Source organism: Psychroflexus halocasei (assembly GCF_900107595.1).
In the GTDB taxonomy this organism is placed as follows: Bacteria; Bacteroidota; Bacteroidia; order Flavobacteriales; family Flavobacteriaceae; genus Psychroflexus; species Psychroflexus halocasei.
This window is the reverse complement of record NZ_FNQF01000001.1, coordinates 27565-50873: the sequence shown is the minus strand read 5'-3', so window position 1 is coordinate 50873 and position 23309 is coordinate 27565. Positions and strand designations below refer to the sequence as shown.

20 protein-coding genes and 1 tRNA gene are annotated in these 23309 nt (G+C 33.3%); 14 read left to right on the top strand and 7 right to left on the bottom strand.

Going from position 1 to position 23309, the window contains the following annotated elements; translation table 11 throughout:
• The first annotated feature begins 12 nt into the window (after nt 1–12).
• The 13 genes from BLV84_RS00200 to BLV84_RS00140 all read left to right on the top strand — a co-directional run bounded on the left by BLV84_RS00200 (nt 13) and on the right by BLV84_RS00140 (nt 14598).
• Nucleotides 13–1257 (top strand): PDDEXK-like family protein, encoded by a 1245-nt coding sequence (locus BLV84_RS00200; protein WP_093237715.1) that lies wholly within the window; start codon nt 13–15, stop codon nt 1255–1257.
• A gap of 493 nt (nt 1258–1750) precedes the next feature.
• Complete coding sequence (locus tag BLV84_RS00195; RefSeq protein WP_093237712.1) at nt 1751–2302, top strand: hypothetical protein; 552 nt, start codon at nt 1751–1753, stop codon at nt 2300–2302.
• Between the two features lie 150 nt (nt 2303–2452).
• Complete coding sequence (locus BLV84_RS00190) at nt 2453–3487, top strand: DUF481 domain-containing protein (protein WP_093237709.1); 1035 nt, start codon at nt 2453–2455, stop codon at nt 3485–3487.
• A gap of 153 nt (nt 3488–3640) precedes the next feature.
• A complete protein-coding gene (gene nirK, locus BLV84_RS00185) occupies nt 3641–5119 on the top strand; it encodes a copper-containing nitrite reductase (protein WP_093237706.1) in 1479 nt (492 codons plus the stop codon).
• Between the two features lie 30 nt (nt 5120–5149).
• On the top strand, nt 5150–5944 hold the full coding sequence (locus BLV84_RS00180; RefSeq protein WP_234953055.1) for a formylglycine-generating enzyme family protein: 795 nt from the start codon (nt 5150–5152) through the stop codon (nt 5942–5944).
• Entirely contained in the window at nt 5931–6545 is a 615-nt protein-coding gene (locus BLV84_RS00175; protein WP_093237703.1) for an SCO family protein, read from the top strand. The genes BLV84_RS00180 and BLV84_RS00175 overlap by 14 nt, the downstream gene beginning before the upstream one ends.
• Before the next feature lie 95 nt (nt 6546–6640).
• A complete protein-coding gene (locus BLV84_RS00170; RefSeq protein ID WP_093237700.1) occupies nt 6641–7645 on the top strand; it encodes an LLM class flavin-dependent oxidoreductase in 1005 nt (334 codons plus the stop codon).
• Nucleotides 7646–7735: 90 nt separating this feature from the next.
• Entirely contained in the window at nt 7736–9340 is a 1605-nt protein-coding gene (locus BLV84_RS00165; RefSeq protein WP_093237697.1) for an FMN-binding glutamate synthase family protein, read from the top strand.
• Between the two features lie 290 nt (nt 9341–9630).
• A complete protein-coding gene (locus tag BLV84_RS00160; RefSeq protein WP_093237694.1) occupies nt 9631–10224 on the top strand; it encodes a DUF3347 domain-containing protein in 594 nt (197 codons plus the stop codon).
• Between the two features lie 88 nt (nt 10225–10312).
• Nucleotides 10313–11431: an efflux RND transporter periplasmic adaptor subunit gene (locus BLV84_RS00155; RefSeq protein ID WP_093237691.1), complete on the top strand. Its 1119-nt coding sequence runs from the start codon at nt 10313–10315 to the stop codon at nt 11429–11431.
• 55 nt (nt 11432–11486) lie between these two features.
• Nucleotides 11487–12053 (top strand): helix-turn-helix domain-containing protein, encoded by a 567-nt coding sequence (locus BLV84_RS00150; RefSeq protein ID WP_093237689.1) that lies wholly within the window; start codon nt 11487–11489, stop codon nt 12051–12053.
• A gap of 91 nt (nt 12054–12144) precedes the next feature.
• Complete coding sequence (locus BLV84_RS00145; protein ID WP_093237686.1) at nt 12145–14367, top strand: heavy metal translocating P-type ATPase; 2223 nt, start codon at nt 12145–12147, stop codon at nt 14365–14367.
• A gap of 18 nt (nt 14368–14385) precedes the next feature.
• Complete coding sequence (locus BLV84_RS00140) at nt 14386–14598, top strand: heavy-metal-associated domain-containing protein (protein WP_093238739.1); 213 nt, start codon at nt 14386–14388, stop codon at nt 14596–14598.
• A gap of 55 nt (nt 14599–14653) precedes the next feature.
• Here BLV84_RS00140 and BLV84_RS00135 read toward each other — a convergent pair whose 3' ends face one another.
• Nucleotides 14654–15274, bottom strand: coding sequence for a polysaccharide deacetylase family protein (locus BLV84_RS00135; RefSeq protein WP_093237683.1), 621 nt, complete (start codon nt 15272–15274; stop codon nt 14654–14656).
• 4 nt (nt 15275–15278) lie between these two features.
• Entirely contained in the window at nt 15279–18581 is a 3303-nt protein-coding gene (locus BLV84_RS00130; RefSeq protein WP_093237680.1) for a glycosyltransferase family 117 protein, read from the bottom strand.
• A 167-nt stretch (nt 18582–18748) separates the two neighbouring features.
• On the opposite strand from BLV84_RS00130, the gene BLV84_RS00125 reads away from it, so the two are divergent.
• Nucleotides 18749–18821, top strand: a tRNA-Gln gene (locus BLV84_RS00125).
• 146 nt (nt 18822–18967) lie between these two features.
• Here BLV84_RS00125 and BLV84_RS12545 read toward each other — a convergent pair.
• The 5 genes from BLV84_RS12545 to BLV84_RS00105 all read right to left on the bottom strand — a co-directional run bounded on the left by BLV84_RS12545 (nt 18968) and on the right by BLV84_RS00105 (nt 23294).
• Complete coding sequence (locus BLV84_RS12545) at nt 18968–19108, bottom strand: hypothetical protein (RefSeq protein WP_200796243.1); 141 nt, start codon at nt 19106–19108, stop codon at nt 18968–18970.
• Between the two features lie 18 nt (nt 19109–19126).
• On the bottom strand, nt 19127–20584 hold the full coding sequence (locus tag BLV84_RS00120; RefSeq protein ID WP_093237677.1) for an NAD(P)/FAD-dependent oxidoreductase: 1458 nt from the start codon (nt 20582–20584) through the stop codon (nt 19127–19129).
• Nucleotides 20585–20771: 187 nt separating this feature from the next.
• Complete coding sequence (locus tag BLV84_RS00115; RefSeq protein ID WP_093237674.1) at nt 20772–22169, bottom strand: MBL fold metallo-hydrolase RNA specificity domain-containing protein; 1398 nt, start codon at nt 22167–22169, stop codon at nt 20772–20774.
• Nucleotides 22170–22180: 11 nt separating this feature from the next.
• Nucleotides 22181–23023, bottom strand: coding sequence for an ATP cone domain-containing protein (locus BLV84_RS00110; protein WP_093237671.1), 843 nt, complete (start codon nt 23021–23023; stop codon nt 22181–22183).
• A 64-nt stretch (nt 23024–23087) separates the two neighbouring features.
• The gene (locus tag BLV84_RS00105) at nt 23088–23294 is read right to left on the bottom strand and encodes a hypothetical protein (protein ID WP_093237668.1); all 207 of its coding nucleotides are present in this window, start codon (nt 23292–23294) and stop codon (nt 23088–23090) included.
• Nucleotides 23295–23309: the final 15 nt, after the last annotated feature.

Sequence of the window (23309 nt, the reverse complement as noted above, 5' to 3'; positions counted from 1 at the left end):
CATAAAATTAATATGACATCTCAAACAATTCAAAATCTTTTAGATCGAACCTATTCAACACATGAGAAGTATAAGCAGATAGAAAAATTAACAGGGGAGAATTTTAATATTTTTTCTATACTTAGGAAGTCACAGGATGAACTTGCTCATTCTAGGTTTATTGGTAATCTATTAAATAGCAAAGGATCACACGGACAGGATTCCTTATACTTAGAACTTTTTATTGATATTATACAACAGAAATTTGATGATTCTGCAGATAATAATCAAGCATTGAACTCTTTAAATGAATTAAATTTAAATTCATCTCGATGTATTAAAGAGAAATGGTTAGGCAAGATTGATAGCGAAAATGAAACAGGAGGAAGTATAGATCTTTTAATAACTGATGGCAACACTAGTTTTTTAATAGAAAATAAAATCTGGGCTGAAGATCAAGACAAACAATTAGTGAGATATGGTAATGCGTATTCAAAAGCTCCAATTTTTTATTTAACCTTATTTGATTCTAACGAAGTGAGTGATGCATCGAAAGGTAGCTTAATAGAAAATAAAGATTTCTTTAAAATATCCTATGAGACTGATATTTTAGTTTGGATTCAAAAATGTATTGAAAAGTCAGCAAGTAAACCTATAGTTAGGGAGAGTTTGCGACAATATGAGTTTTTAATTAAAAAAAATACTCTACAAAATAATTCTAAAATTATGGAAAAAGATATAATCGATGTTGTACTGTCAAGTGAACAAAATACAAAAGCATTTGAAAACTTAGTTAGGGCACAGAAAAGGCTCAAGTATGAAATTTCCAATCAATTTGTTGAAGACTTAAAAGCAAAAGTAAAAGAACAATATAAGGATTATCAGTTTGAAAATAAATTTAAAAAAGATACGAATTGGGATAGCTTCTATTTGCAAAATGAATACTTAAGAAACTATGATTTAAAAATTAGCTTTAGTTTTTTTGAAGCAAAATCAAAAACAAAACTTAAATATGGGTTCAGTAAAAAAGGCTTCAAAAAGGATGAAGAACCGTTTAAAAGTATAATAAAGTCTATAAATAAATCTAAACCTAATACTAATAAAAGATGGCTCTTTTCGCTAAATCTAGAATATTATAATAATTGGGAGAGTATGGACAGTCTAAGGAAATACAAATTTGATGATGATTATAAAAATCAAGTTCTCAATTATTTTATGGGAAAAATAGATGAAATGGTTCAAATCGTTGAAAAGGTTAAAAATAACTCGAATGAATAGCAAAAAATAGTGTTTAAATCCTATATTCGTATAAAAATTAATAATAATTAAGGTAAACGATCGCGTAAACGATTTTACTTTTTTGTGCTATAAAGGGTTTAATTTCAATAAAATATAACGATTTTGACGAAACTCATAACCCGAAGGTCACTGGTTCCCCCGACGCTTCGGGGCAGTTCCCGCTACTATAAAGCTTCAGTTTTTACTGGAGCTTTTTTTATTTAGAGGAGTTACAGGTTTTTCCAATGCTTCGGGCAGTTTCCATTATTAATATAGTTACAAATTGCGATGAAGGTTTTATTATTTTAATTAAGTTGATTAAAAATACTAATCATTCTTAATTCATTTTTTGATTCTAATAAGAGTACACGAAAAAGTATACGATTCTTATGTGAAATCTGATTGATTGTAGTTTGCTATTTATGTTTTAACTCGCATTTCAGAAAATAATCAATAGACTTTTGTTGATTTGTGTAAACCTAAATATATTATCATGAAAAAAAGTTTATTATTTCTACCGTTTATTTTATTGACAGTTTTAGTGAGTTCTTGTAGTAGTGACGATGACGTCGTTGACCGCTTGACTAAAATTACTGATATTCCTGTGAATGCAGATTTATCGTTGGAATACTTGCCAATCAATTTGTTTGAAATTCCTATTGAAAAAGAATTAAATTTACGTCAATTGATTGACGATGAATTAGGAAGTGATCAAGCTTTAGATCAGGTCAAAGAAGTTGAACTTGAAGACATGTCTCTAGAACTTTTAAGCGCTGATGATCAAGAGAATTTTGATTTTATAGAATCTGTTACCTTAGGCGTAAGAACTGATAACTTACCATACAAGGAGGTTGCTACGTTAGATAATGTGCCTTCTGGTGTTAGTATTTTGGATTTGAATCCAACTGACGACTTGTATGTCGATGATTATGCTAAATCCAATAGCATGAAATTAGTTGTTAAATTCAAAAGTATCGAGGATGCTAACAATTTAAATTTAAAATTAAGAATGGAATTTGATGCTAAATTAGATCCATCTTTATAACTTTCATATCTTTTAATTAAAAAATCCTGTGTGAAAACACAGGATTTTTTTTGCTCAACTTATGAGATGTTTAGAGTTAATATTAATCTTTAATTTGAAATAATTTCATCAGTATTTCAGTAGTTTTGCCTTTCAAATTAAAATACTATCATGTCTCAATTTTCAACTAAATTAGGAGTATTAATTATTTTTGTACTTCTATTTATGTCACAATATTCATTTTCACAAAATGATTCATTGGTGCTTTCTAACAATGATGTGATTGTTGGTGAATTAAAATCAATGAAACAGGGTGTTGCCACCATAGAAACTGATTACAGCGATAGTGATTTTAAAATTGATTGGGAAGAGGTGAAGACTATTCGTACGCAAAGTGAATTTTTAATTACAATTAAATCAGGCGAACGCTTTAATGGTTCTCTCAAAAGTTTTGATGGCGATAAAGTTCATATCTTAAATGCAGGTGATACTTTAGCTTCTGTTTTAAAAAATAATGTTGTCTTTCTAAACGTCGTAAAAACAGATTTTCTGAGTAATATAAAAGTGAGTTTAGGAGTTGGTTATAATTTCACCAAAGCAGATAATCTCTCGCAGTTTAGTGTTAGAAGCACGATTGGCTATCGCGCTAAACGCTGGTCACTTAATGCAAATTATAATGATATTCGATCAAGTCAAGATAATACTGAATCTGTTAAGCGTCTTGATGCTTCTTTAGCTTATCAGTTTTATCTGAAAAAAAACTGGTTCACACATACTGAAGTCTCTTGGCTTTCTAACACTGAGCAAAATATAAACTTGCGAACACTAGGGAAATTAGGTGTAGGTAAGTTTTTAATTCAAACCAACAGTTCATATTGGGCAATACAAGTTGGTGCATCATATAACAATGAAAACTTTGAGATTGAAGGGGTCAAAAAAGAAAATAATAGTGCTGAAGCTTTTTTGGGAACTGGTCTTGACCTTTATGATATCGGCGATTTGAGCCTTATGACTACCGCCACTGTTTATCCTAGTTTAACAGAGTCTGAACGTTGGCGTTTTGATTATAAGCTAGATGTCAAATATGATTTGCCTTTAGACTTCTTCGTCAATTTTGGCATCACGCTCAATTATGACAATAAGCCTGTTGAGACTGCGAGTAAAACAGACTACGTGTTCCAAACAACTTTCGGTTGGGATTTTTAATATTGAATTCTCAAAAATTAGGCAATTTTTACGGCAAATGTTTTTTTAGGCATATTTTTTTGCTTTATTGATAACTTAATGATAAATATCATAATTAGGACAAGATTGTCTTATTATTTTTGAGATGAAATTATAACCCTAAAATGTCATACTATGTTCAATGTATTTAAATTTCAGAATTTATTTAAATCATCTTTATTATTGTTATGTGCAACTGCAATTGTTTCATGTGCAGATAACAAAAACTCTAAAGATGAAGCTTATGTTAATCCCAAAAAAATAAAAGTTGATGGCAGAATGGATGCTGAATTGACAGCGCCACCACATGTTCCACCTTCAACCCGAGACAGAGCGGCAAAACGCTTAACTGTAGATATGGAAATCCTAGAAGAAGTCGGTACAATGACAGATGGAGTTGAATACGTTTATTGGACGTTTGGCGGGACAGTTCCAGGGAGCTTTATCCGAACTAAAGTAGGTGATGAAATTGAATTTCATTTAAAAAACCATCCAGATAACAAATTGCCTCATAATATTGATCTTCATGCAGTGAATGGTCCAGGTGGTGGAGCAGTTTCATCATTTGTAGCGCCAGGTCGTGAAATCGTTTTTTCTTTTAAAACACTTAATCCGGGTTTATATGTTTATCACTGTGCAACAGCACCAGTTGGTATGCACATCGCTAATGGTATGTATGGTCTTATTTTAGTAGAACCTGAAGAAGGCCTTGAACCTGTAGATAGAGAATATTACATTATGCAAGGTGACTTTTATACTAAAGGAGACTATGGTAATCCAGGTTTACAACCTTTCGATATGAAAAAAGCAATCGAGGAAGACGCTGATTATGTTGTTTTCAACGGAAGCGTTGGTGCTCTAACTGGAGATAATGCCTTAACAGCTGAAGTTGGCGAAACAGTTAGACTTTATGTTGGTAATGGTGGTCCAAACCTCGTTTCAAGCTTCCACGTCATCGGTGAAATTTTTGACAAAGTGAATTTGGAAGGTGGTGACTTAGTGAATGAGAATGTACAAACAACACTTATTCCCGCTGGTGGTGCAGCTATGATTGAATTTAAAATCGATGCACCAGGTGAGTATATTTTAGTGGATCATTCAATCTTTAGAGCTTTTAATAAAGGTGCTTTAGGAATGATTAACGCTGGAGGTAAAGATCAAAAAGATGTTTATAAAGGAACCATTCAAGAAGGAATTTATTTACCTGAAGGTGGTACAATTCAAGAAATGCCTATTTCTGATGAACAGCATGCTGAAGCTTCAAAACCACCTAAAGGTCAATTATCTTTTGATGAGAAAATGGATTTAGGTAAGCAAGTTTACGCTCAAACTTGTTTTGCATGTCATCAATCTGAAGGTCAAGGTATCGCTAGTGCTTTTCCTCCTTTAGCAAATTCTGATTACTTAAATGAAGATGTTAAGCGTGCGATTGACATAGTTCTTCACGGTAAAACAGGTGAAATTGTTGTGAATGGCGAAACATATAATAGCGTGATGACAGCTCAAAACCTAACTGACCGTGAAGTAGCAAGCGTAATGACTTATATCTACAACAGCTGGGATAATAATGAAACTGTTGTTACAGAAGAACAAGTCAAAAAACAACGCAGATAATTTTTAAATGTTATAAAATTTAAAATCATCATGATAAAATTCATAACAAAGCTTTCATTGTTTCTTTTGCCTCTGATTTCAATAGCTCAAGACATTGACGGAATGGCAATTATTGAAAAAGGATCTTATGTGCCTTTGTACGGGAGTGATTCTATCAAAGTTGATGTTGAAAAATTTGCTTTAGATGTCTATCCTGTCACCAATGCTGAATTTCAGAAATTTGTAGAAACACATCCAAAATGGAAGAAAGAAAACGTGAAAGCTTTGTTTGCTGATGAAAGTTATTTAAGGCATTGGAATGCTAATCATGAACTCAAGAAGGGAGAAAAGCCTAATTCTCCTGTGACTAACGTTTCATACTTTGCCGCAAAAAAATACTGCGAATGTGAAGGTAAAAGATTACCAACATTAGATGAATGGGAATATACTGCAATGGCTGATAAAACTTCACCCGATGCAAGAGAAAAAGATTCTTATAACAAGTTCATTTTAAGTTGGTATGAAAAACCTGCAGCTTTTAATCAAGAAGTCGGAAGTACTTTTAAAAACTATTGGGGCGTTTACGACATGCATGGTTTGGTATGGGAATGGACTTCAGACTTTAACTCAGTCTTAATCTCAGGTGAATCTCGTCGTGATAATACTGAAGATAATAATCTTTTTTGTGGAAGCGCAGCCATAGGTTCTTCAGATTTAATGAATTATGCAGCTTTTATGCGTTACGCCTTTAGAGGAAGTGTGAAAGCAAATTTTAATATCAGAACTTTAGGGTTTAGATGCGCTCAAACATTAGATAAAAAAAATCAGAACAATGAAAACTTATAAATATTTAATTTTTGCTTTAGTTGTCAGTTTAACAGCTTGCAAAAATAGCTCTGATGAAAAATCATCAGACAATAATCAAGAGGTAACTGCTGAAAGTCAAGAATTACCAGATCTTTCCATTTATCATTTACCTTCAGAATGGACAACGCAAAATAACGAAGATATAACGCTTGAAAATCTAAAGGGGGATGTGCTTGCTGTGGTGATGATTTATACTTCTTGTAAAGCAGCATGCCCGAGATTGGTGGCCGATATGCGAAATATTCAGAAAAAAGTGTCTGATGAAAAAAATAAAAATGTCAAATATGTTTTCGTCAGTATCGACCCTGAAACAGATACGCCGCAACGTTTAAAATCTTTTGCTAAAGAGAATGAAATGGATTCTGATCAATGGGTTTTTTTAAGAGGAACCGAGGAAGATACACGAGAATTTGCAGCGATTCTTGCCGTGAGTTATAAACAAATATCTCCTGTTGACTTTTCACACTCCAATATAATCAGTGTTTTTGATCAGCAAGGTGTTTTAAAATATCAAAAAGAAGGTTTAGGCGAAGATGACTCTGAAACAATTCAGAAAATAGAAGAACTTTCAAATTCATAAAACCCAATGCGTTCTCATAAATTATGAGTTAACAAAACATTTTCAATATTAAGGTAACTTCTTTATAATTTCGTGCTATAAATCTAGTTGATTAAATGACAAAGAAATTAAAAGAAGTTGCCTTTTCTATATTAGAATTAGCGGCTATTGGAGAAGGATTAAAAGTATCAGAAGTTCTTCAAAATAGTTTATGCTTAGCTCAACATGCAGAAGCTTTAGGATATAAACGTTTTTGGTTGGCTGAGCATCATAATATGAAGAGTATTGCTAGCTCTGCAACTTCAGTTTTGATCGGTTATATAGCTCAAGGTACAAGTGAGATAAGAGTAGGCTCTGGAGGAGTGATGTTACCTAACCACTCACCTTTAATTGTAGCTGAACAATTTGGAACATTAGGACATCTTTATCCTGATAGAATAGATTTAGGTCTTGGCAGAGCACCGGGGACTGATCAAAGAACAGCACAAGCAATTAGAAGCGATCGTCTATCTGCAGTCCATAGTTTTCCGAATGATATTCAGGAAATTCAAAATTACTTCTCAAAAAGCAATAAAAATAGTTCGGTGAGGTCATATCTTTCTGAAAGTGTTGAGGTTCCAATCTTTATACTTGGATCTAGTACTGATAGCGCTTATTTAGCAGCAAAAAAGGGTTTGCCTTATGTTTTTGCAAGTCATTTTGCACCGGCACAATTACAAAATGCACTTCAGATATACCATCAAAATTTTCAAGCTTCTCAATATTTGAATAAACCATATACAATAGCAGGTATCAATGTTATTGCTGCAGATACGACTGAAGAAGCGCTGCATTTATCAACCAGTATGTATAAAATGATATTGGGTGTTTTGACACAAAACATGAATTATCTCCAGAAACCAACAGCTATGACATCAGAAGTGGAAAAATTACGAAACCACCCAAGTGTAAAGCAGATGTTGAAATATGCATTTGTAGGAAACAAAACTGAAGTTAAAGAGCAAACCCAAAATTTTGTTGATCGTTTTCAAGTAGATGAATTAATTTTAACATCATACATCTATGATCAAAGCGCAAGATTAAGGTCTTTTGAGATTTTCTCAGAATTGATGAAGACTTAAAATTTAATAAAGCCTTGTGCTTTATTAAATTTTAATACTTGATGCTCAATTGTAAAATATATTTAATTAACTTTTCAACAAAACTATATCATGGAACCAGTACTAGATTTTATTGCAAATATTTCATGGTGGCAATGGATTTTAGGAGTCATTGTCATTGTAGCTATTAGAGATGTTTTTTTCAACAAGCATCATATTATAACAAGAAATTTTCCTGTTGTTGGTCACTTTCGATACATGTTAGAAAGTATTGGTCCAGAATTACGCCAATATATTGTTGCTAATAATAGAGAAGAACTTCCTTTTGATAGAATTCAGCGTGGATGGATTTATGCATCAGCAAAAAATGCAAATAATTATGAAGGATTTGGTTCTGACAGAGATTTTGATGGGACTAATTATATTTTTATCAATAACGCGATGATGCCTTACAGATTGCCTGAGCATCATCCTAATCTAAAAGATCCTTATTTCTTGCCTTGTGCAAAAGTGATGGGTCTCGCACATGGCCGTCGCAAACCCTATCGGCCAGCTTCACTTATAAATGTTTCTGCAATGAGTTTTGGTAGCTTATCTGGCCGCGCAATAGCATCATTAAATAAAGGTGTTAAATTGTCAAATGCTTATCACAATACTGGTGAAGGTGGTGTTTCATCTTACCATAAAAACGGTGGTGATTTAGTAATGCAAATCGGTACTGCTTACTTTGGAATTAGAGATAAAAATGGAAATTTCTCGATGGATAAGCTTGTTGATTTAGTAAATAGTACACCAACTATTAAAGCCATTGAAATAAAATTATCACAAGGAGCGAAGCCAGGAAAAGGAGGCGTTCTTCCTGCTTCTAAAATTACTAAAGAGATTTCTGAAATTAGAGAAATACCACTCAACCAAGATGTAATTTCACCTCCTTATCATACAGCCTTTAATGATACTAAAAGCTTGATTCAGTTTATTGAAAATGTAGCCGAAAAAACTGGTTTACCAGTTGGAGTGAAAGCAGCAATAGGGAAGCTAGATCAGTGGAAACTACTTGCGCAACAAATGAAAGAAACCGGACAAGGACCAGATTTTATTACTATTGATGGTGGTGAAGGAGGAACAGGGGCAGCGCCTCCAAGTTTTGCTGATCATGTTTCAGTGCCTTGGATGCAAGCCTTCAAAAATATTTACAAAATATTTAGTGCTAATAAATTAACAGACGATATTGTTTTCATCGGTAGTGGCAAATTGGGCTTTCCATCTCAAGCAGCGATGGCTTTTTCAATGGGAGTTGATTGTATTAATGTTGCTAGAGAAGCGATGATTAGCATTGGTTGTATACAAGCACAATCTTGCCATAACAATACTTGCCCAACAGGTATTACAACACAAAATAAATGGCTTGAAAAAGGCATTAATGTTGAGGAGAAATCAATCAGAGCTCTTTTTTATTTTAAAAACTTCAGAAAAGAGTTACTAGAAATCACGCATGCTGCAGGTTATGAGCATCCATGCCAGTTTACAATGGAAGATGCTAATATTAATTTGAGTGATCAGGATTTTACAAAAACATTAGCTGATGCCTATAAATATGATAAACAGCAAGTGGATTTCAAGTCAATGCGAGATCTTCAAACTTGTCAATATTTGGGAGGTAACTACAATCAAGTGCATTCAGAAAAACAGGTTTTAACATGCAAAGTGAGGTATTAAAATCACAATTATTAAAATTAAATTTTAGTTAATAAACTTTATTAACTTGGTGTTTTCTCAGAGAGTGCCAATTTTTTTTTCATGTAGTATTTATGCAAAATCATTTAATATTTGACACAAATAATCATGCTTTTGATTTTAACTTAATTCTTGATGTTTAAGAGTTGAACCTAAATACGAATTAGAGAAGATGTCTTTTTACAATAAAGCAACCGCTTTACTAAATTACTTTGTAAATTTAGATTTTTATAGAAAACGAATAATTTATACCTTAATAAAAAACAAAACACATGAAAAGAATAAATTTTATTTTAAACGTACTTTTGATAGGCTCAACACTTATTGCTTGCCAAAACTCAGGTAAAAAAGAAGAAGGTGCAGAGAAGAAAATTGAAAAAACAGAAGAGAAAAAAACTGACAATAAAGAAAGCAACATAAGTGAAGCTGATTGGGCTCGCATGGATATTGATCCAATTTTAAAAGATTATATGATTGTTAAAGATGAGCTTGTCAAAGATAATTTGGATGGTGTTGGTAAAAACACTGAAAAATTGATCACTGATATCAATAATTTTAATTATGATAAAGTTGCTGATGAGCATAAAGATTTTACAAAAAGCATCATGAGTGATGCTAGGGAAGCTGCGATGAAAATAGATAGTGGGAAAAATCTTGAACAAAAAAGGAAAAACTTTTATCATTTGAGCGAGATTATGACGAAGTATGTAATGACAGTCGGTACTAGTGAGCCTATTTATGAGCAATATTGCCCAATGTATGATAATGATCGTGGTGCAACTTGGTTGAGTTTAAATAAAGAAATTAGAAACCCATATTTTGGAAGTAAAATGTTGAAATGTGGAGAGGTTCAAAATAAATTTTAATTTTCATATACTCAGGTAGTCAAAAGTTACCTGAGATATTTTTCTTTAGAGATAGTCAATTTTGAAAGCCTAATAGAGTATACAACTTATGAATAAAAGCAGAATATATATCATCGTCGCTCTTTTAATTGGTATTGGCGTTGGCTATTTTATTTTCTCTTCTACTGGAGATGATTCACAAAAAACTGAATCAAATTCTCATGCTGATCGAGACGGTGAAACTTTGTCAACAAATGAATTCCGCCTTTCGGAAAATGAAGTGGCTCATGCTGATGTTCAAACCATAGTTGTCGGGAAATCATTGTCAAATGGAAAATCCGATATAAATCTATCTGGTGAAATTGTTTTTAATAGAGAAAACCAAAATACACAAGTCAGTTATTTTAAGGGGCGCTTAGAGAAGTTGATCGCTGATTTTAAAGGGAAAAAAGTGAAGAAAGGTGACTTAATCGCATATATCTATTCTCCTGATTTAATTGAAATTCAAAAAGAATTGAAAAGCGCAGCTGCATTAAAAAAACTAAAACCTGAACTTTATGCTGAAGCTTATAATAAGCTGAAAGATCGAAAACTCAGCGAAAGACAAATTCGTCGTATTGAAGAAAACAATGATCCGATAAAACGCTTTCCGATTTACGCAACAGTATCAGGAACAATTAAAGAAGTTTTGGTTTCTACTGGTGATGACTTAGAAGAAGGTCAAGGGATTTTGGAGTTGAGTAATCTCAATTCAGTTTCGGCAAAATTTGACATTAGTGATAAACAGATTTCAAATTTCAATCAAGGTCAAACGCTTCAAATAACAACAGAGGCTTATCCTGATCAAATTTTTGACGGTGAGATTTCAATTATTGATTCAGCCTTAGATTCGAATAAATCTGTAAATAGGATTCGTGTTCATCTGCCTAATTTAGATCAAAAACTTAAGCCTGGTATGTTTGTTAATGCAAGTATTCCTCGTCAAAATACGATGAATGAAAATATATTTTACATTCCTTCAAGTGCCGTTTTAAGGTCTAGGAAAACTTCAGTCGTTTATTTAAAAACAAAAAAGAATATGCCTGTTTTTGAAATGAGAGAAGTTGTTTTAGGGGACAAGGAAGCGGCTAATTATGAAGTTTTAAAAGGTTTGAAATATGGAGATAGGATTGTTATTGAGGGAGTTTCTATTATAGATTCTTTAGTCCAAGTACAGGGAAATGAATGAAGACGAATGAATAAAATCAAGAAATTAAAGATAGGATTCAATAGAGTTTAATTCTATGTCAGAAAAAATTTATATCAAAAATATGGTCTGTCCACGATGTATTTCAGCGGTCGAATCTATATTGAAACAACTTCATGTCAACTATAAAAAAATACGCTTAGGTGAGGTTGACTTAGATGCAAAATTAAATCTATCTCAATTAAATAAACTTTCTGAAAAATTAAAGAATCAAGGTTTTCAATTGATTCAGGATCACAAAACTTCACTTGTTGAACGCATTAAAGCTCTGGTAATCGATAGAATTCATTACTCCTCAAAATTAGAGGATTCTTCTTGGGCAACGTATTTGAATAAGCATTTGCATTTGGATTATAAATACTTGAGCTCTCTTTTTTCTTCACAAGAAAATATGACACTTGAACATTACATTATTTCACAAAAAACGGAACGTGTTAAAGAACTTCTCGTGTATGATGAACTCAGTTTAAAAGAAATTGCTGATCAACTAGATTACAGTAGTTCTGCTTATTTAAGCAGCCAGTTTAAACAACAAACAGGGCAATCGCCAACAGCTTACAAACAAAGTCAAAATAAGGATCGCAAATCTTTAGATGAAATTTAAAATCGTGAGAATTTCATAATTTTTTCAGCTTAAACTATAAGTGATTTTATTTGTTTTTGATGAACTTTGAACATTCAAAAGAAATAAAATAATGTCAACAAAAACTCAAAAAAAGACTTTTTCAGTGACTGGAATGAGCTGTGCAGGTTGCGCCTCCAGTGTTGAAACTGTCCTTTCAAATATTGATGGCGTTGATGCTGCAAATGTCAACTTTGCAACACATTCTGTAGCCATAGATTACCGTCAAAATCAAGACGAAACTCAATTTAAAAAAGCAGTTCAAAAGGCAGGTTTCGATATTATTCTAGATGAAGAAAACGCTGATGATATTAGCGATGAACTTGCCCAAAAAGATTATAAGAAACTGAAAAGGAATCTTATTTGGTCTGCTATTTTCACATTACCTGTTTTTATTTTTGGGATGTTTTTTATGGAGTGGATTCCTGGGCGCTGGATCTCACTTGTGCTTACTTTACCTGTTCTCTTTTGGTTTGGTCAGGATTTTTTTAAAAATGCGATAAAACAAGCCAAGTTAGGAAGAGCAAACATGGATACACTTGTTGCACTAAGTACAAGTATTGCATTTGTTTTTAGTGTTTTCAATACTGTTTATCCACAGTTTTGGTTAAGCAAAGGCTTAGATGCGCATGTTTATTTTGAAGCAGCAACAGTGATTATCACGTTCATTTTGCTTGGTCGATTATTAGAAGCTAAAGCAAAATCTAATACATCAACAGCACTTAAAAAGCTGATGGGTTTACAGCCTAAAACCTTGCGCATTATTGAAGGTGACTCAGAAAAAGAAATACCGATTAAAGATGTTCAAATCGGACAAACAATTGCCGTAAAACCAGGTGAGAAAATTCCTGTTGACGGTGAGGTGAGTAAAGGTCATTCACATGTTGATGAAAGTATGATTACTGGCGAACCGCTTCCTGTTGAAAAACATGAAGGCGAAAAAGTTTATGCAGGAACAATTAACCAAAAAGGAAGTTTTCAATTTGTATCTGAAAAAGTAGGATCAGAGACTTTCTTGGCTTCAATTATTAAAACGGTCAAAGAAGCACAAGGAAGTAAAGCACCTGTGCAAAAAATGGTTGATAAAATTGCTGGAATTTTTGTGCCAGTTGTGATGAGTATCGCCGTGATTACATTTATTATATGGATGATTTTTGGTGGGCAAGATGCTTTCACGCATGCAATTTTAACCTCTGTGGCTGTCCTCGTTATCGCTTGCCCTTGTGCCTTGGGCCTGGCAACACCAACAGCAATTATGGTTGGCGTCGGTAAAGGTGCTGAAAATAACATCTTAATTAAAGATGCTGAAAGCTTAGAGATTGCGCATAAAGTAGATACAATTATTCTTGATAAAACAGGGACAATAACAGAAGGTAAGCCTGTGTTAACTGACGAGATTTGGTTGGAGGAATTGCAAGAAATCGATTATTATAAAGCAACTTTAATAACAATTGAAAAAGAATCTGAGCATCCATTAGCCTCAGCAGTTGTTGATTATTTTGATAAAGTAGATTTATCAAAGGTTAATGTGAAATCCTTTGAAAGCATCACAGGTAAAGGTGTAGAAGCTTTGTTTGAGACTGGCAAGAAATACTTTATTAGTAACGAAGCTTTGATTAATGATCAAGATATTAATTTAGATTCTAGCTTATCTAAAAAGGCAGAAAGACTTCAAAATGAAGCTAAAACAGTTATTTACTTTAGCGATGAGGATAAGGTTTTAGGTGTATTTGGTATTGCTGATGAAATCAAAGAAAGTTCTAGGGAAGCTATTCAAGACTTGCAAAGTAAAGGTCACGAGATCTACATGCTAACGGGTGATAATAAGCCTACTGCTAAAGCCGTTGCTGAGACTGTTGGTATCAAAAATTATCAAGCTGAGGTTTTGCCAGCTGATAAATCCGCTTTCGTTAAAAAACTTCAATCAGAAGGAAAAATAGTTGCGATGGTTGGAGACGGTATTAATGATTCTGAAGCTTTAGCTTTAGCTGATTTGAGTATTGCAATAGGTAAAGGCTCTGACGTGGCTATGGAAGTAGCTAAAATGACTTTAACCACATCCGACTTAAAGAAAATTCCTCAAGCTTTAAAGCTATCACATAAAACTGTTTTAGGCGTGAGACAGAATTTATTTTGGGCATTTATTTACAACATCATCGGTATTCCGATTGCAGCAGGTATTCTTTATCCGATTAATGGATTTTTGCTTGACCCAATGATTGCAGGTATTGCAATGGCTTTTAGTAGTGTTTCTGTTGTGACAAATAGCTTACGTTTAAAACAAATCAAACTTTAATATTAAAAAATGAAATTCATGAAAACTTTAAAATTTAAATCAACAATAAACTGTGGTAACTGTGTTTCTAAAGTGAAACCAATATTAGATAATCATGACAAAATCAATTCTTGGGAAGTTGACACAGGCCATGAGGATAAAATATTAACAGTCAAATCAGATTCAATTTCTGAAAAAGAAGTCTCTGATGCGTTGATAGAGATTGGCTTTAAAGCTGAACCAATTCAATAGTTATTAGATAAACTAAAGATCAAAAGCTGCTTTGACAATTTCTTAGCAGCTTTTTTTATAAGTTGATTTTATCAAAATTAAGATGAGCAGGTTTCGACTCTAATATCCGAGGTAAAATATGCTTCAGATTTAGATAAGCTTTTAAGCTATCATGAAGTACAACAACACTTCCAACTTCATGGTTTTTATGATAGATTTCTAAACATTTTTCTTTAGAGGTTCCCTGATCATAATCCCTTGTGAGAATATCCCACATAATGATTTCTTTTCCTTGCTCCAATAATATGTGAGTTTGTTTATTTGTACATCTTCCGTAAGGTGGCCTAAACAATTTTGTTTTTACGCCATGAGATTCTATGATGTTCTGTGTCTTTACTATGTTATTGAGATAATCATTTGTTGAGGTTTTCCAGCCATTCAAATGATTGAAGGTGTGATTCCCTATTGCATGACCATCAGCAATAATTTGTTTAAAAACATCAGGGTGCTTCTCGATGTTTTCACCAATACAAAAAAAAGTTGCCTTAGCGTTATATTTTTTTAAAAGCGATAGAACCCATGGTGTTACTTCTGGAATTGGCCCATCATCAAAAGTGAGATATATCTTTTGATGATGAGGTTTTATTTTCCAGTGTCTTTTTGGAAAAAGAAGTTTCAGAAAAACACTGCTTTTCATATTTTTAATTTGAAATCATCTCTGTGCCTTCAAAAAGGTTAACAGAGTCTTTCTGTTGATCATTTGAAAGATTGTCGATTTCATCAACAGGAATTTCACTTTCTGGTTGATCATTAAAGAAATGAGCAAACATATCTATGTATCCATTAAATTTGGTTGCTTCATCTTTCATGATTTCTTCATCTTGCGCAATAACAAGAATGTCAACTAAGCTCCTGTATTTCTCAATTTCGCCATAGATATTTTGAAAAGCATCGATTTGATTTTCTTGTTTTAAACCAGAATAATAAGTGAGCCATTGCTGATGTTTTGTTGCAACCTCATACCATATCTCTCTGGCTTCTTCAGGTTTTCCTATTTCATAATAGCCTAAAATAAAAGGTTCTAACAATGAATCAAAGCCAAAGTATTTTACTGGCATTTTTTCCATCGCTAAGTCAAGAATTTTTTCTGCTTTATCATTTTTACCTTCTTTCAATAAAACTTCAACGAGTCTTGCCAAATTACTTCTGTAAGTAATTGCATTTTTACGTGTTTCAGGGTCGTGATAAATTTTGTCACTTCCTAAGTTGCCCCATTCCCATTGCATGACTTGTTCGTACATTTTGTCAGAATCTATACGTCCCATATCAAAAGGATTTTCAGGATTCACTTTTGTTTTGATGGGTGTGAGTTTATAAACAATACCTTCAAGCTGTAAATAATCTTTTAACCAGATATAATCAGCATCAGAATAACTTCCTCCAGTAAAGTAAATTGGGCGTTCCCATTCATTTGAGGCGAGAACATCAAGCATCATCATTCTGTTCTTGTAAATAACATTGTTTCCTAAAGTGAAATTGATGGTGTCAACCGCTTTATTTCTATCTTTTTCATCTAAACTTTGAGCTACAATTGCATTGTCAATATTGACGGGTAAACTCAGTTTTTTAGTTGGAAAAGTATTGTAAATTTGTCCATTTTCTAATTCCTCTTTTGTAGAAGGATTATCACTTTTTATGTATTGCATCCATTTTTTGATATTTAATCTTTCCGGGAATCGTGGATCTTCTCTAAAAAAAACAGCGTCGTTTACACTATAAACAAAGTCATCATGCTCCAGAATTGTTTTAACTGGATCGGATGTGTAAGCTTTTCGCTTCATCTGGTCAATATACCAATCTGTCGCAAACAAGCTGGTGTTAATCGTTCGCACATCTCGGCGATAGCCTTCAATTTCTTGCGCATACCAAAGGGCAAAAGTATCGTTATCACCTATTGTAAATAGTATGCCGTTCTCTTCGACAGCATCAAGATATTTTTTAGCCATCGCTAGAGTTGTATATCTATCGGATCTATCGTGATCATCCCAATTTTGTTGCGCTAACAGTCCAGGAACGGCTATTAAACAGACGATACCAACAAGGGGAGCGACTATTTTAGGTGAAATTTTATCTTTTAGAAAATCAAAGATTGCAAATACGCCAATCCCAATCCAGATAGCAAATACATAAAATGAACCGACTAAAGCATAATCGCGTTCACGTGGCTCAAATGGACGTTCGTTAAGATATATTTTTAAGGCAATTCCAGTAAATAAGAAGAAAACCATCAAGACCCAAAAGAAGTTGATATCTTTTCTAAAATGAAATATGAGTCCGATAATTCCTAAGATTAGTGGTAAGAAGAAATAAGTGTTTCTCGCTTTATTATACTTCACTTCATCTGGAAGATTTTTTTGGCTGCCGATAAACATTTCATCTATAAAATCAATGCCACTCAGCCAGTTTCCATTGAAATTAGTCAATTTTCCTTGTGTATCATTTTGTCGACCAACAAAGTTCCACATGAAATATCGCCAATACATATATCCCATTTGAAATTGGAATAAATAATTGAAATTAGAGGCAGTTGAAGGTTTGCCGATATTCACGTATTGTGAAATTTGCTTTAAAAAACCAACATATTCTTCATCTGAAATTTTGCCAAGCGCATAATCATTATTAATTTTTCGGACGCTGTTAACAAGTTCTTGCTCTCCAAGATATTCCTGTTTGACGTTGACTTCGAGTGGTCCAGTAAATTTCAGATAATTTTCAGCATGCTCAGTACTCCACATTCTCGCTAAAAATGCTTTATGTGCATCATCAGTATTTTGATTGTGATTTTTGTAATTATTAACGATCACATACTCACCTTTTTCTCTGTCCATTTCGTACAAAGGCTCGTCGTCGAAATATGGATTATCTGGATCTAAACCAGCAAAAGCTTCAGTGAATTGAGGGCCATAAAAAAGTTTTTGTTCAGGATATTGTTCACGGTTGTAATAGGCGAGAAGTGCACGCGCACTGCTTGGGTTATTTTCATTAATCACTGTTCCTGCATTTGCACGAATAGGAAGCATGATCCAACTTGAAAAACCTATAAAAATAAACAGGATTCCTAAAATAATGGTATTGATGAGTTTATAATTGTGTTGACGTGTGTAACGCAAAGCGAAATAGATCAAAGCAATTAAGCCGATTCCTGTCAAGATTGTCCCTGAGTGAAATGGTAAGCCGAAATTATTAACGACAAAAACTTCAATCGTACCAAAAAGAGTTAATGTGTAGGGTAATAGAAATTTAAAGATAAATAGTAAAATTGCGACAACAATAACGTGAGCAATGATGAAATTCTTGGTGGTTACTTTTTTAGTGTTTTTGAAATAATAAAGCAATCCGATGGCAGGTATTGTCAATAAGCCCATAAAATGCACACCAAATGATAAACCAATCATCAAGCAAATTAAAATAAACCATCTGTTACCACGAGGCTTATGCATATCTCTTTCCCATAGTAAACCGACGTAGAACATCGCTGACATGATGCAAATTGCCATGGCGTAAACTTCAGCTTCAACAGCAGAGAACCAAAAGCTATCAGTGAAAGTGAAACTTGTCGCTCCAATAAAACTACTTGCAAGAACAGCTATTTTAGTCGCATTAGAGCTTTGATCTACATTCTTCACAATTTTCTTAAGAATAAGAGTAATAGACCAAAACATGAAAAGCACAGTAAATGCAGAAGCTACACCAGACATCAAATTAACCATAAAGGCGATTTGAGTTTCATCTGTAGCAAACATGGAGAAAAATGCACCGAAAATTTGATAAAAAGGAGCGCCAGGAGGGTGCCCAACCTGAAGTTTTGCAGATGTTGATATATATTCTCCAGCATCCCAGAAGCTAGCAGTCGGTTCCGCAGTTAACGCAAAAGTGATCAAAGCAATTGCAAATGCAACCCATGCCAGTAATTTATTCCAAAAAGAGAAATTAATGTGCTTCATTTTTTAAAATTATTTGAGGCGAAAATAAGGATTATAATTAAAAGTAAATCCCTGTTATTGAACCTTTATGAATATCTAATAAATAAAGCTTTTTAAAAAAGTTTAATTTTTTTCTGTTTTTTATTTGGAGAATCAGAAATAGAGTTTATATTTGCAAACCGAAATTGTGGCCTATGGTGTAACTGGCAACACATCTGGTTTTGGTCCAGAAGAGTCTAGGTTCGAGCCCTAGTAGGCCAACAAGATTAACCCGAAAATCAACTGATTTTCGGGTTTTTTGATTAATAGAATTAGTTTATAGTGTTAATTAGAAGCCGTCTTACTATATAAGTGAGACGGCTTTTTGAAAACATAAGTAAAGTCAATTGAGATTGTCTAAAATTCTTTTAATTGACATTCTTACGCGTTCCGCCATGTCCTCCAGCAACGATAAGCATTACCTTTAGGCTTAAATAAATATATTTGAAAAACTGTATGATGGGGTTCATCATTACAAATCGCTTGTATTTTGATATTCGTCGTGTCATAATGTATTTTTTATAATTTTATTCTGGCAATAAATACCAAAAGGGTTTCATTTTAGCTTTATACATAAAAGCATAGTGTAGTGTTAGTTTTAACCAGTGACCTGCTAAACCAATTTCTCCAAATGTTTTACCTAGCTTTCTTCCTTGTGTGTCAGGATATTTTTCATAATCTGGAACAACAGGGAAAGTTGTTATACTGACGCCACTGCCTTTGGTTAAGCCAAAGCCTGCTGATGCTATACAAGCAGCTCCCATATTTCCCATAGACCCTTTATGTGTTCTTTTTTCAACACCTTGATTTATGCTATCAATGATATTGTCTGCAACTAGTTTTGCTGTTATCCCTGATGGCATTCCTGTTCTTGGTGGTGCTGGGAAAATTTCAGTTCCGTTTTTGCTTTTTCTAGGTTTAGAAATACTGTGTGGAGGCGCAAAGGCAATCCCTGGAGCAAAAATATTTTCGTAACTCGGATTTTGATAGGTTTCAGGCCAGTCTTGAACTCTCCATTCTTCATAGGGTTTTGGTGTATAGTCAGCATCAACAATCATAAATCCTTTAAAAAGTTTTTCGGTGATATCATTGTTGTTTTTATCATAAGCTTTAAATCCATGACCTGAAAATGCTGGGATAAGCATGGCGAAATCATATTCAATTGACTTTTTTTCACCTTCCAAGTTTTCATAATGAGCTATTCCGTCCTCAATTTTATTGACAGCAGCTCCTAAAATCCATTTGATATCACGATCTTCAAAAACCATTTCAATCATCTCGTGTGACTTCATGATGTTGCTTCCGTAACTGAGTAGCATTCCGTCCATTCCGAAATCTCCTAAGCTGTACTCATTTGAGATCCATGTGAGTTCTGCCATATCTCTGACTTTATGTCTTCTTAATTCTTGATCTACATTGAGAATGTATTCAAATGCCGCACCTTGACAAGTAGATTTTCCATGGCCAGTACCTATAGCAATTTTAACTTTCTTGCCATTTTTCATTTCTTGAATTAATTTCTCTAAACTACTCCAAGCGTGTTCAGCATGTGTGTATGTACATACTGAAAATGTTTTATTAGTTCCTGGTTTGAGTCCTTCTGTAGCATCAAAATTTAACTTTGGTCCAGTGGCATTAATCAAATAATCATAAGTGATTTTTTCAGTTTTCCCTTTTTGATCTTCAGAAACATATTCTGCAATAACGTAGGGCTGTTCCATATTTTCATCGCCTTCTGGATGAAAGGTGACAACCTTAGCTTGTTTAAAGAGTATATTTTTCTTTTTATAAAGCGGTGCAAGTGGGAAAAGTAGTTGTTTAGATTTCATTCTTCCAACTCCTACCCAAATGTTAGACGGGATCCATTGATAATTACTGTTAGGGGAAACAACAACAACTTCATGTTTTTTACTTAACTTTCTTCTTAAATGAGATGCTGCAACATGTCCCGAAATGCCTGCTCCTAATATTACTATTTTAGCCATAGTTTTAAGTTTTATGAACTAACGATTGTAATATGTGCAATTTTTTAAGTTTAATAAATTGCATGTCAATCGATTAGATACAGGCAATTTAAGATTACTAAATCTTTACGTAAGTAACTATTGTTACATAAATTAATATTTTATTAAGATTTGTAAAGGTGAATATTGAATCTTTAACGGGTTGAATTTATTGTAATTCTATAATCTCATTGAGTTTTGGTGAGAGGATTTCCCAGCTAAATTTGTCTTTAAGCTTAACGCGCAACGCATCTTGAGCTGTTGGTTCACCGTGAACAAGAAATACTTTTTCAGGTGAGTTTTTAATTTCAGAAATCCAGTCTAGAATCTCTGCTTGATCTGCATGAGCTGATAAACTTTCAATATGGTGAACTTCAGCTTTAACTGGGTAAAATTTTCCAAAAAACTTTAGATCGTTGGCACCTTCTAGCAATTGTCGACCTCTTGTCCCTTCAGCTTGGTAGCCAACGAGCAAAATACTGGTGTTAGATTTATCGATCATTTGTTTTAGGTAGGTTAAAACTCGACCACCGGTAACCATGCCACTACCAGCAATGACAACTTTAGGACGTGGATCATCAATAGTTTCCCAAGTTTCCTTGTAAGAACTTACAATTTGCATACGCTGATTCATCGCCTTAAATTCATGTGTGGTTAATTTGTGCCACTCAGAAAATTGCTCAAAAACTGAGAGCACATTATTTCCCATAGGACTATCAATAACAATTGGAATGTTTGGAATTTTATTTTTTAAGTATAATTTCCATAAGATAAACATTAATGTCTGTAAGCGCTCTACAGCAAAAGAGGGAATTATCAGATTTCCTTTATTCTTGATTGTTTTATCAATCAGTTGAATGAGTTTTTGTGATACATCTTGATCTGGATGTAACTTGTTTCCGTAAGTGCTTTCCATGATGAGAAAATCAGCTTTCTGTGGCTTTAATGGAGGATGAAGTAAAGGATCTTTTAAACGACCTATATCTCCTGAAAATACAATTGTTTTTCCTTCGATGGATAATTCAATAAAAGTAGAACCGATGATATGTCCGTTGTACTTAAACCGAAACTGAATATTTTCACTAATTTGATGCCATTGATCTTTAGTTGCCGATTTGAATCGATGAATAGTTCTGTTTGCGTCATGAATTGTATAAAAAGGTTGAGCAGGCTCATGTTTGGAGTAACCTTCTTTATTGGCCTTTTCAGCTTCTTCCTCATGAATTTTTGCGCTGTCCAGAAGTATGATTTCAGCAATTGCTAGAGTTGGTTCAGAACCAATGATATGGCCTTTAAAACCTTGTTTAATTAAGCGCGGTAGATATCCAGTATGATCTAAATGTCCATGGGTTAGCAGAACAACATCAATAGTTGAAACATCAATAGGCAAGTTCTCCCAGTTTTTCTCTCTCAGCTCTTTAAGTCCTTGAAACATGCCGCAATCAACCATTATATTTTTTTCTGATGTTTCAATAAGATATTTTGAACCTGTCACAGTTCTTGCAGCGCCCAAAAAGTGAATTTTGACTCCTGTTTGATTAACCGATTTCTGATTGACTTCTGACATAATGAATGGATTTAAAGATTACAGAGATATTTGACTTCGCTGATAATACGTTTTTTTCTAACTTTTGAAACACCGATTTTGTTCAAGATTTCAGGTGTTGCATAAAGTTCTTTAGTTAAAATAATATCATTCTCAATAATGAGATTCTTTTCGTGCTTTGTTAAAGACGTCAAAGTTGTAATAGGGTAGAGAGCGTATTTATCGATATTGTGTTTTATTCCGTTATTTTCAGGATAGTTCCAACTTAATAAATGTAGGCCAACGCATTTTGAATATCGAACTGCATCTGAAGAAAAACGCGTGTTTGTCACTAGCCATCCTTGTTTTAAGCTTGTGTTTTCATTATCATCATTTTCCCAACGCTCTTTAATATCGATAAATCTTGAATTGATATAAAGTGGAACTTTTACATTGCTTATTGATTTTTTTATGGAATGAAATTTACACTCAACGGCATAAATGTTATTGTTTTTATATGCTAGTACATCGACTTCATGAGAAATACATTTCCCTTGTATAATTTTGCCAATTTCAGTATCAAAACCATTGTTTTGTAACAATGCAGCTATTAAACGTTCAAAAGGGAATCCTGTTGGACCAAGATCAAAGATTGCTTTTTTTAAACTGTAGCGAGAAGCTGAAACTCTATTGAGCTTTTTGAGAGATGTAAAAGCTTTTTTATAAATCTCTTTAGTTGAAATTCCATCATATAAAAGCGGAATAATTTCGTTGATAATTTTATCGATTTCATTTTTAGTGGCCATGGATCTTCTAAGAGAGGATTTTAACTTTTCCAAATCAAAACTCTCAAGTTCATCACTAGATTTCTTGACCAAGATTTCTGATGCTTTCATGTGTCATTCATTTTGATATGAAGTTATTAAATTAAAAATGAATTCTTTTAGCCGAACATCCTTTTCAGTTTTTCCCTTTTTCTTCTTTTGCTTTTTGACGTGCTTTTTGTTTTCTCTTATAATCTATGATCACAAGAGCCAAAATCACTAGAAAGATTAGAATATAGTGCCAGTTATCACTTAGGAAAATCTCAAGATCAAAACCGTCTTCAAATCTTTGAGTTTCCTGAGGTTTAGGAAGATGTGTTTGTTGCATAACTAAATGTTTCATTATTGATTAATTTAA

Bases quoted from the DNA above. Each gene is read 5' to 3' on its own strand.
- BLV84_RS00195 (WP_093237712.1), top strand. From the start codon at position 1,751: ATGAAAAAAAGTTTATTATTTCTACCGTTTATTTTATTGACAGTTTTA.
- BLV84_RS00120 (WP_093237677.1), bottom strand. From the start codon at position 20,584: ATGGCTAAAATAGTAATATTAGGAGCAGGCATTTCGGGACATGTTGCA.
- BLV84_RS00135 (WP_093237683.1), bottom strand. From the start codon at position 15,274: ATGAAAAGCAGTGTTTTTCTGAAACTTCTTTTTCCAAAAAGACACTGG.
- BLV84_RS00170 (WP_093237700.1), top strand. From the start codon at position 6,641: ATGACAAAGAAATTAAAAGAAGTTGCCTTTTCTATATTAGAATTAGCG.
- BLV84_RS00200 (WP_093237715.1), top strand. From the start codon at position 13: ATGACATCTCAAACAATTCAAAATCTTTTAGATCGAACCTATTCAACA.
- BLV84_RS00150 (WP_093237689.1), top strand. From the start codon at position 11,487: ATGTCAGAAAAAATTTATATCAAAAATATGGTCTGTCCACGATGTATT.
- BLV84_RS12545 (WP_200796243.1), bottom strand. From the start codon at position 19,108: ATGACACGACGAATATCAAAATACAAGCGATTTGTAATGATGAACCCC.
- BLV84_RS00145 (WP_093237686.1), top strand. From the start codon at position 12,145: ATGTCAACAAAAACTCAAAAAAAGACTTTTTCAGTGACTGGAATGAGC.
- BLV84_RS00105 (WP_093237668.1), bottom strand. From the start codon at position 23,294: ATGAAACATTTAGTTATGCAACAAACACATCTTCCTAAACCTCAGGAA.
- BLV84_RS00180 (WP_234953055.1), top strand. From the start codon at position 5,150: ATGATAAAATTCATAACAAAGCTTTCATTGTTTCTTTTGCCTCTGATT.
- BLV84_RS00115 (WP_093237674.1), bottom strand. From the start codon at position 22,169: ATGTCAGAAGTCAATCAGAAATCGGTTAATCAAACAGGAGTCAAAATT.
- BLV84_RS00165 (WP_093237697.1), top strand. From the start codon at position 7,736: ATGGAACCAGTACTAGATTTTATTGCAAATATTTCATGGTGGCAATGG.
- BLV84_RS00175 (WP_093237703.1), top strand. From the start codon at position 5,931: ATGAAAACTTATAAATATTTAATTTTTGCTTTAGTTGTCAGTTTAACA.
- BLV84_RS00130 (WP_093237680.1), bottom strand. From the start codon at position 18,581: ATGAAGCACATTAATTTCTCTTTTTGGAATAAATTACTGGCATGGGTT.
- BLV84_RS00190 (WP_093237709.1), top strand. From the start codon at position 2,453: ATGTCTCAATTTTCAACTAAATTAGGAGTATTAATTATTTTTGTACTT.
- BLV84_RS00160 (WP_093237694.1), top strand. From the start codon at position 9,631: ATGAAAAGAATAAATTTTATTTTAAACGTACTTTTGATAGGCTCAACA.
- BLV84_RS00155 (WP_093237691.1), top strand. From the start codon at position 10,313: ATGAATAAAAGCAGAATATATATCATCGTCGCTCTTTTAATTGGTATT.
- BLV84_RS00110 (WP_093237671.1), bottom strand. From the start codon at position 23,023: ATGAAAGCATCAGAAATCTTGGTCAAGAAATCTAGTGATGAACTTGAG.
- BLV84_RS00140 (WP_093238739.1), top strand. From the start codon at position 14,386: ATGAAAACTTTAAAATTTAAATCAACAATAAACTGTGGTAACTGTGTT.
- nirK (WP_093237706.1), top strand. From the start codon at position 3,641: ATGTTCAATGTATTTAAATTTCAGAATTTATTTAAATCATCTTTATTA.